Raw genomic sequence first — 10,030 nt, forward strand, 5'->3', positions numbered from 1 at the left:
AAAAAATTAGTTTCTTAAAGGTTTTCCTTTGGTTACAATACTTTGAATTCGTTCCAGCGTTTTACGTTCTCCACAAAGCGACAGGAAGGCTTCCCTTTCCAGGTCAAGTAAATACTGTTCCGTAACCTCTGTTGGTGCGGAAAGGTCTCCACCACACATTACCCAACCCAATTTTTCCGATATTTTCTTATCATGTTCAGAAATATAATGACCGGAATACATGGTATTTGCACCGGCATAAACGATACCCAAACCTTGTTTACCTAAAACTCTGATGTCTTTACGGGGCATAGGCTTCGTATAGCCGGCATCCGCCAGTTCGATTGCTTTAGCTTTTGCATCCGCGATCAAACGGCTTCTATTCATAGAAATCGAGTATTTATCTTTCTGCAGATAACCCAGTTCAAAGGCTTCTACGGCGGAGGTAGATACCTTTGCCATACCGATGGTGAGGAACCTGTCTTTCAATACATTTTGGACGATCTGATCTTCTTTATATTCATCGGAAGCACGCAAAGCGAACTCCTTGGTACCGCCACCGCCAGGAATCACCCCAACACCAAACTCTACCAATCCCATATAAGTTTCTGCATTGAGCTGCACATGATCGGCATGTAAACTAAATTCACAACCACCGCCCAGTGTTAAATTATGTGGGGCCACCACTACCGGAATCGAAGAATACCGGATGCGCATCGAGGTGTTCTGAAACATACGAACGGCCAGATTCAATTCTTCCCATTCCTGTTCTACGGCCATCATGAAAATCATACCCACGTTTGCACCTGCGGAGAAATTGGCACCATCGTTTCCGATCACCACTCCTCTATATTCTTTTTCTGCCAGGTCTATGGCTTTATTGATGGCTTGTAAAGTATCGCCACCGATGGTATTCATTTTAGAATGAAATTCGACATTCAGGATGCCATCGCCCAGATCAATGATCGAAGCACCACCATTTTTCCAGATCGTTTTATTTGCCCTTAAGTTGTCCAGGATGATAAAAGCTTCTGCTCCAGGAACGGCTTTGTAGCTTTTGGAAGGAATGTCATAATATTTTTTGATGCCCTCCTCTACCTTATAAAAAGTAGTATGACCGGCAGTCAGCATTTCCTGAACCCATGGCGCAGCCTGGTGTCCATATTTTTTCATCCCTTCGATTGCATCAGCAACACCTACTGCATCCCAAACTTCGAAAGGACCTAAATCCCAGGCAAAACCGGCACGCATGGCATCATCAATTCGGTACAATTCGTCTGATATTTCCGGAATACGATCCGATACATATTCGAACAAACCGAAGAAAGAAGCGCGGAACAACTCTCCTGCTTTATCTTTTCCTGCGGCAAAAACTTTCATCCGGTCTTTTACATTCTCAATAGACTTAGTGATGTCGAGCGTAGCTGATTTCACTTTGTTTTGAGGACGATATTCCAGGGTTTTTAAATCAAGGGCCAGAATTTCTGTTTTGCCATCGGCAGTTTTTGTTTTTTTATAAAAACCTTGCTGGGTTTTATCACCCAGCCAGTTGTTGGCTTCCATTTTCTCCACATAAGCAGGAAGCTTAAAAAGATCATGTGCTTTATCCTCCGGACAATTATCATACAGTCCCTTGGCTACTTTAATCATGGTATCCAGTCCTACCACATCAGTGGTACGGAAGGTTGCTGACTTTGGTCTGCCTAAAGCAGGACCTGTAAATTTATCTACCTCTTCTACGGTAAGGTCCATTTTTTCTACCAGATGTAGTAGAGACATGATGGAATAAACACCTACCCTATTGGCAATAAATGCCGGTGTATCCTTACATAGTACTGTTGTTTTTCCCAGAAACTTATCCCCGTAATGCATTAAGAAATCTACCAATTCCGGATGGGTATCTTTTGTTGGGATAATTTCCAGCAATCTCAGATAACGGGGAGGGTTGAAGAAGTGAGTTCCACAGAAATTCGCTTTAAAATCATCCGATCTGCCTTCTGCCATCAGGTGAATTGGAATTCCGGAAGTATTGGAAGTAACCAATGATCCGGGTTTGCGGAATTGCTCTACCTGCTCAAATACCTTTCTTTTAATGTCCAGGTTTTCTACCACCACCTCAATGATCCAGTCGTAAGTACCGATCTTTGACATATCATCTGTAAAATTCCCTGTCGTAATTTTATTCAGTACCTTTTTTGAATATACAGGAGAAGGATTGGTTTTCACTGTATTTTGCAACGCAGCATTTACAATTCGATTCTTCACTGCCGGGTGGTCCAGGCTCAATCCTTTAGATTGCTCCTCCGCGTTCAGTTCTTTAGGAGCAATGTCCAATAAAAGTACTTCAACTCCAATGTTCGCAAAGTGACAAGCAATACGAGAGCCCATGATACCTGAGCCCAATACTGCTACTCTATTTATCTTCTTGTTCATAATTTTCAGTAGGAATTTTATATGCCAGTGTAAGTTTATTCAGTTTCTGTAAGGACGCAATCAGGTTATTCTTTTCCTGATTACTAAAATGAGCATTCAGGTATTCATTAAAAGAAATGACCACTTCTCTTGCGAGGAGTCTTTTCTCTCGGCCTAAATCTGTGAGGAATACCTTCACCGAACGCTTATCGCCGATAGAAGTTTCCCGATATATTAACCCCTGTTCTTCCATATTGTTTAGCATTCTGGATAAACTGGTCGCTTTGACACCCAACAGAGCAGCCAGCTTGGAAACAGCGGTACCTTCTTTTTCAATATTGATGAGCACATAGCCAATGGCCTGTGTGATTCCGAAGCCGGAAGCGATCTGATTATAAGTGTTGGAAACATTCTGCCAAACCACCTTCAGGAAATAATCTACTGTCTCTTGTTGTTTCATTAATTACTATGCTTGCATAACAAAGCTATCGAATTAATAAATCAAATGCAAGCAAAGAAAAAAAATATTATTCCACATTATCTGGCTTAAATTAAGTGTTTTAACTTCAGCTTGGTAATAAGATTATCCTGCCTTCATGAAGTAATTTAGGGCTAATACATTCGCCTTAGCACAACATCAGGAAGGTTTCCCGGGCAGATGCAGCAGTTTTTCCTGTAAAATCTGATATTCTCTGCTCAGGTGTCGAAAGGCCTTGGTTTCCACAGCCCCTGCCGCAAAATCCAGTCTTTGTTTTTCGTAACTGGCTGCTACCTGATCAAAACGGGCTTTAACAGTATCATAATGCGCTTTTTCTGTCTTTTCCAACATACTTTCGGGCACTCCGTTCAAATTTCCCAGGTACTTGCTATCAGAGATAGATTGTTCATTTGCAGACTTCAGGCAGACATAAACTTCCATTTGCTCCTTCATCATCCATTCTTTATCCAGGGCAACAAAGCAGCGGCCATCCGACCTTTTGGCGGCATTCAGATAGGTACTGGCTCTTTTTTTCGTCGGATGACTAACCAGCACCATGAGGATATCATCTGCATCAGCATACTCGGAAAGATCAGTATTCCAACTTAAGTTTAATCCGCCTTCTCCTTTAGACATTCGGAATTTTTCAGCCATTTCCAGACTGCCATTACTGAGGATCACTTTCGCATAATCCACTTTAATATTAGGGTATTCACCGGTTAACGCATGTTTCTTATTGTAAGAGGTGGCCAGATTGTGTGCATTTTTCACCGTGCCTTCTGCTTCCAGCCTAAAACTCACTTTAATAAAATCGGCCATAGGTTTCAGCAGCGCCATAGCCACAGACATAGACTGGCGATTGGCCATTTGTTTTAGACTTGCTTTTCCAGGTTTACCAATGGTACGGCAAATCGCCTGGCCTTTCATCATATAAAAAACGAGATCTCCGATTCTTCCGGAAGGGTGGCCATATGGGCCAATAGGGCATTTTGCCATAGTATGATAATTTAGTTTGTCGGAATTGACAAAACTAAGCTACTCATAATCATTAACATAATCGCAATTGTCACTAAATTTATTAGCAAAATATAGCCTACTTTAAACCTGGCTAGAGACAGGTTTAAAGGCAATTTAGGCCAGAATGGCCCTAGCAACCTCCCAATAGAAATTCAAAAAGAATCACCATACGCTAAGGTCATTCCAGCTTCATTTCTACCAAATTGAGGAAGTAGCTGAAATGTGGCATAAAAAAAACCGCCTTACATGGTAAGGCGGTTTTTTTTGATGATTAAACAGATCTGTTTAATAAAGTGTAAACTCTACTCTTCTGTTCAATTGACGACCAGCTGCAGTTTTATTGGTTGCAATTGGTTGGTTTGGACCATATCCTACCGCTTCAATGCGTGAAGGATTAGCACCTTGAGATACCAGATAAGCTTTTACGGCTTCTGCTCTTTCTTTCGATAAGCGCATATTTAAAGCCATAGAACCTGTATTATCAGTATGACCTGCTAATTTCAAGCTAAAGTTTTTCTCTACCAATAATGCTGCAACGCGATTTAAAGTAGGATAAGATTTAGCACGGATCGTTGCTTTTCCTAAATCAAATTCTAAGTTTTTAATCGCCTCTTCCACTACCTTACGGTCGGCTTCAGTGATGATTACTTTCTCTTGAATTACTGGAACCGGAACTTTTAATGGACAACCAGAACCATCCACAACGATACCTGCTGGAGTACCTGGACATTTATCCAGTTTATCAGCAACACCATCACCATCAGAATCTTTCAACAAATCGTTCATCTCAGCTCTCAATTTATCATTTTCAGCTTTCAATGCATTTGCCGTTTGTTTAGCCGATAATGCTTCTTCATAGGTTAAAGCTACCGGGTTGTTCCATGCCAATTGTTTCGATCCTTTGCCTAATGCGAACTCTAAACCAGCATAGCCGTAGTTATATTTATCATTGTTACCACGGTAAACACCATCCAGGTTATCACCATCCACAAAGTTAACTGTCCAGCCTAAATCTAAATTTACACGTTCTGCTACTTTAAATTTAGCCCCTAATCCTACCGGGATAATCAATTCTGAAATTGTTTTACCACCTGCATAGTCTACCAAGGCGCCACCAGCTGTTGCCGAAGTTTTCACTTTATAACCCGCTAAACCAGCACCAGCAGAAGCGTACAATTGTACTGCACTATTGGCATTGAACATATTGATATTAAACAAGTTTACCACTGCATTTAAACTTCCTGAATAATCCAGGTTAGTTTCAAAAGCATTTACAGCACTGGTATTTGGCGCGCCACTTTTCCAGTTTTCAGAGTTATCCCCTTTCAGTTTACCTCTAACCCCGTCTAAACGAAGTGAAAAATAAGGTGTAATTTGTTTCTTAATGTATAATCCGTAACCCAGACTGGATTTTGAATTGGAAAAATCATTTTTTCCACCCAGAGGAGATAAAGGAGTTAAAACCCCGGCATTAAGACCAATCGACCAGGTCGTCAACTGATTTGAGTTTGTACCTGCTTGATCCTGTGCCTGAACAGAACCTCCTATCAGGAGCGCAGCAATAGCTACAGGCAGGGTTTTAGATAAATTTTGTTTCATAAGATAAGTATTGAATAATAAATACAATGTTTAATCATTGAAATCATTTCAATACTCAGGCCAATTATCAAAACTGCTTTAAACGACTGTAAGTTGACGGAAAGTGTGCAGAATTTTAGACAGCTACCAACCTAGCCATTGATCATCGCCACGTGGGTCTGCAGCTCCCTGATAGCCACCCTGTTTTGTTTTCAGGATCGCGTCCACCCTGCCCATTGGTCCTCGGGGCTCAATGATATAACCTTTTGCTTCCAGTTTAGCGCGATTCACTGCATCAATTGCTCCACTCTCCGTATAAATTACATCGGGCAACCATTGATGGTGAAATCTTTTTGCAGATACAGCTTGCTGCATATCCTGATCAAATTCGATCACATTTAGAATGGTCTGAAAAACGGACGTTATAATGGTTGATCCGCCAGGCGTGCCAACAACCATAAAGAGCTTTCCATCATTTTCCAGAATGGTTGGGGTCATAGAGCTCAACATTCTTTTTCCAGGGGCGATGGCATTGGCTTCGCCACCCACCAAACCATACATGTTTGGTGCACCTGGTTTTACAGAAAAATCATCCATTTCATTATTCAGGAGAAATCCAGCACCTTTAACGGCTACGACTGCTCCATAAGAACCATTTAAAGTAGTAGTGATGGAAACTGCATTTCCAGCTTTATCGACAATAGAAAAATGGGTAGTTTCTTCATGCTCTTTTCCATTGATCTTTCCGGCTTTAATGTTTGCACTAGGGGTAGCTTTGGACCAATCAAAGTTGCTCATTCTATCCTTAGTATACTGTTCATCTAATAAAGCGGCCTGCGGAACTTTATAAAAATCCGGGTCGCCGAGGTGAGTAGCACGGTCGGCATATACCCTACGTTCTGCCTCTACCATCAGTTGAACCGTAGAATCCTGCTGAAAGCCCCATCTTTTCAATGGATAAGCTTCTACTGATCTCAGCAATTGAATCAATGCAATTCCACCACTGGAAGGTGGGGGCATGGTGATCACCTTATAGTCTTTATAATTTCCGGTAATGGCTTTGCGCCAAACTGCCTGGTATTGTTGTAAATCTGTCTTGGTCAGGATGCCAGCACCACGCTTCATTTCCTGAATGATCTGATCTGCAACTTTACCTTCATAGAAACCGGCTCTTCCCTGATCCCGGATCAGTTCAAGTGTCCCAGCCAGTTCTTCCTGCTTCAATAGATCGGATGTTGCCCATTTGCCATCTTTTAGCAATGCGGTACCATCCGGATTCAGTTTCAACAACTGATCGTGTAGGTTATTCAGCTCGCCCACCTGTTGCGCAGACAATGGAAAACCATTTCTGGCCAGCAAAATTGCCGGCTCCAATAAGGTTGCCCAGGGCAGTTTTCCATATTTTTCATGAGCGGCAACCATTCCTGCAACTGAACCAGGCACTCCTGCGGCCAACTGTCCATACAGACTTTTGTCTACAATTGGTGCTCCGGCAGCATCCAGGTACATATCTCTGGAAGCCGATGCTCCGGCTTTTTCTCTAAAGTCGAGGGTATTGGTTTCTCCGGATGCGGAGCGATATACCATAAAACCACCGCCACCGATATTTCCTGCATTTGGATAGACTACTGCCAGGGCAAATTGTACCGCTACAGCTGCATCCACTGCATTTCCTCCTTTTTTCAAAATGTCTAATCCCACTTTTGAAGCAAAAGGACTTGCAGAAACCACCATTCCATTGTGGTATTCTTTGCTATTCTGATGACCTTGCTGTTTGCTTGCACATCCTGAAAACAGCAAAGCTGTGATCAGCATCCATCCATTTACCTTTAAAAATACCCTAAGCTTTATAATCCGCTGCATCTATATATATTTTCTCTATGATTGCGCCATTCTTTTCAAGAATGACCTTTCTTTTTAAACTCAATTTAGGGGTAAGTTCGCCACCATCAATACTCCATTCTTTAGAGAGTAAGGCGATGCGTTTCACTTGTTCCCATTTGCCAAAATCCTTAGAACTAAATGCCACAATTTCATCATACTTTTTCAAGACTTGTGGGTCTTTGATCATCAGTTCATTGGTGGTATAGGGAATTCCTTTTTTCGCACACCAGGTTTTTAGGGCAGCAAAAGTAGGAATAATTAATGCCGATGGGAATTTTCTGTTTTCACCAAGTACCATTACCTGCTCCACTAATGGAGATTCCTTCAATTTATTTTCCAGCATTTGTGGCGCCACATATTTACCTCCCGCAGTTTTAAAAATCTCTTTTTTACGGTCGGTAATTTTCAGGAACCTGCCTTCTACCAGTTCACCAATATCTCCGGTATGGAACCAGCCATCCTGATCGATCGCTTCCGCGGTCAGGTCATCACGCTTATAATACCCTTTCATAATGTTATGTCCGCGGGCCAGGACCTCACCGTCTGCTGCAATTTTAACCTCTATTCCATCAATCGGCGGACCTACTGTTCCAAATCTGGTTGCCCCGATATAGTTCACGGTGATTACCGGAGAGGTTTCTGTTAATCCATAACCTTCCATCACAGGCATACCAGCCGCCCAGAAGATCCGGCAAAGGCGTGGATTTAAGGCTGCTCCACCCGAAACAATCACCACAATCTCTCCTCCCAATGCGGCCTGCCATTTTTTAAAGACCAGCTTTCTGGCGATACCCAATTTAAATTTATAAAAAGGACCATTGTCGAATTCAAACTTTTCCGCAACAGATAGCGCCCAGAAAAAGATCCCTCTTTTGATCCCGGTCAGTTCTTTCCCCTTTTCCATGATTTTATCATATACCTTTTCCAGCAAACGGGGAACGGTTGAAAAAGCATTTGGTTTCACAAATTGAATGTCTGCTACAATTGTCTCCATGCTTTCTGCATAATAGATGGCTGCACCCTGATACATATGCAGATAAACGATCATGCGCTCAAAAATATGCGACAATGGCAGAAAGCTCAGCGCCTTGTGTAATCCTGGAGGAACCAGTACAGAAGATTTCTCGAAATTTTTCACCAGGTTATCATGTGTCAGCATCACTCCTTTAGGAGTGCCTGTTGTTCCAGAGGTATAGATTAAGGTTAAAATATCTTCCGCTTTTACTTCATTGCGGTAAACATTAAGATCCAGGTCTGGCTGTGCTTTTCCCGCATTGATGAGTTCTTCCCATGATGGAACTCCTTCCACTTGGTTAAAACTGTAAATTTTCACTTCATGTTTCAATTCCGCGCAAGCGACTTTCACTTTCGCAAAGATCAGCTCATCTGCTACAAAAATCACACTGACTTCCGCATTTTCCAGAATAAATTTGATATCATGCTCCGCAAGTGTCGGATATAAAGGAACCTGGTAAGCGCCCAACTGTACAATTGCGAAATCAGTAATGTTCCATTCCGGCCGGTTGGCAGACATGACCGCCACCCTCGAACCTTTTTTCAGCCCTATCCCGATCAGACCTCTGCTGAGTGCATCAACGGTTTCACAAAAATGCTGGGTACTATATTTTTTCCACTCCCCTTTAACCTTACCACTGATAAACTCCTCTTTGGGAAAATTCTCTAAATTGTATTGAAGTAAATCAAATACGCGGGTGATATTTACAGCCATATGCGGTTATTTTTATAATTCTTACCTGGTCTTTCTCAAATCTAACAAATTATATGTGCTATTAAAACCAATTATTATAATGGTATGTTTTCTTTTAACAGAATAATCAGGATCACATTCTGTACAGGATATTTATAAAATAACTGGCCATATCAGGCGTTTAGAAATGGTGATTTGTATTCAGAGAAATGGATTTCTGAACAAGTCATCCTCCATTTATAAAGCTCAGATTTTTTGCATAAAAAAAAATGTTAATCGAAGCAGTACGCCTCTTTTTAAGCTCGTTAATGTTCGCAATGGCCTTTTTTATTATAAATAATACAAGAAAAACACTTTAAAATGACCAAACGGCACAATAGTTGTAAAGGAGGAGTTTAGCTATAAAAATTAAATAACAACACAATTATGAAGAAATTACTTACTATTATTTGCTTATCAGTGATTGCTACGTTTGCATTCCAATCTACTTCAAACGCACAAAGTTACAAGAATGCTATCGGTGGACGTTTTGGTGCTGCAAATGGTGTGACTTTCAAAACTACACTGGGTGGTAACAAAATGATAGATTTAATTGCCAACTTTAGATCAACTGATCACACTAACTATTTCCGTGTAACAGGTTTATACGAAATTTATAATCCAATTAACAACGCTGCTGGTTTAAACTGGTATTATGGTGTGGGTGGTACTGTAGGATCTGTTAAATACAAACCACATAACGGTAGCGATCTTTATTTAGCTGTTGACGGTGTTTTAGGTTTGGATTACAAATTTGCTGATGCACCTATCAATCTTTCATTAGACTGGAAGCCGGCAATCGGATTGGTTCCAGAAACTGATTTTGATGCTTCTGGAGTAGGATTATCGTTACGTTTCACTTTCTAAAAGAAATCTTTCTATCTCAAGCAATTATTGCTTAGAGGAAAACAAATAAAAAAGGGTTGATCTGCATG

7 protein-coding genes are annotated in these 10,030 nt (G+C 41.2%); 1 reads left to right on the forward strand and 6 read right to left on the reverse strand.

The window, feature by feature from the left end; translation table 11 throughout:
* Window positions 1-6: 6 nt before the first annotated feature.
* The 6 genes from R2Q94_RS20160 to R2Q94_RS20185 form a co-directional block, all read right to left on the reverse strand.
* On the reverse strand, window positions 7-2,412 hold the full coding sequence (locus R2Q94_RS20160) for a 3-hydroxyacyl-CoA dehydrogenase/enoyl-CoA hydratase family protein (protein ID WP_316823291.1): 2,406 nt from the start codon (window positions 2,410-2,412) through the stop codon (window positions 7-9).
* Complete coding sequence (locus tag R2Q94_RS20165; protein WP_316823292.1) at window positions 2,393-2,851, reverse strand: MarR family winged helix-turn-helix transcriptional regulator; 459 nt, start codon at window positions 2,849-2,851, stop codon at window positions 2,393-2,395. The genes R2Q94_RS20160 and R2Q94_RS20165 overlap by 20 nt, the downstream gene beginning before the upstream one ends.
* A gap of 177 nt (window positions 2,852-3,028) precedes the next feature.
* Window positions 3,029-3,865: a DUF6266 family protein gene (locus R2Q94_RS20170; protein WP_316823293.1), complete on the reverse strand. Its 837-nt coding sequence runs from the start codon at window positions 3,863-3,865 to the stop codon at window positions 3,029-3,031.
* Between the two features lie 306 nt (window positions 3,866-4,171).
* The gene (locus R2Q94_RS20175) at window positions 4,172-5,485 is read right to left on the reverse strand and encodes a DUF6089 family protein (RefSeq protein WP_316823294.1); all 1,314 of its coding nucleotides are present in this window, start codon (window positions 5,483-5,485) and stop codon (window positions 4,172-4,174) included.
* A gap of 123 nt (window positions 5,486-5,608) precedes the next feature.
* Entirely contained in the window at window positions 5,609-7,327 is a 1,719-nt protein-coding gene (gene ggt, locus R2Q94_RS20180) for a gamma-glutamyltransferase (RefSeq protein WP_316823295.1), read from the reverse strand.
* Window positions 7,305-9,077, reverse strand: a complete 1,773-nt coding sequence (locus R2Q94_RS20185; protein WP_316823296.1) for a long-chain fatty acid--CoA ligase — start codon at window positions 9,075-9,077, stop codon at window positions 7,305-7,307. Before R2Q94_RS20185 ends, ggt begins: the two co-directional genes overlap by 23 nt.
* A 405-nt stretch (window positions 9,078-9,482) precedes the next feature.
* Between R2Q94_RS20185 and R2Q94_RS20190 the strand changes: the two genes are divergently transcribed.
* Window positions 9,483-9,962: a hypothetical protein gene (locus R2Q94_RS20190; protein ID WP_316823297.1), complete on the forward strand. Its 480-nt coding sequence runs from the start codon at window positions 9,483-9,485 to the stop codon at window positions 9,960-9,962.
* Window positions 9,963-10,030 lie beyond the last annotated feature (68 nt).

The sequence above is a fragment of the Pedobacter gandavensis genome, assembly GCF_032678465.1.
In the GTDB taxonomy this organism is placed as follows: domain Bacteria; phylum Bacteroidota; class Bacteroidia; order Sphingobacteriales; family Sphingobacteriaceae; genus Pedobacter; species Pedobacter gandavensis_B.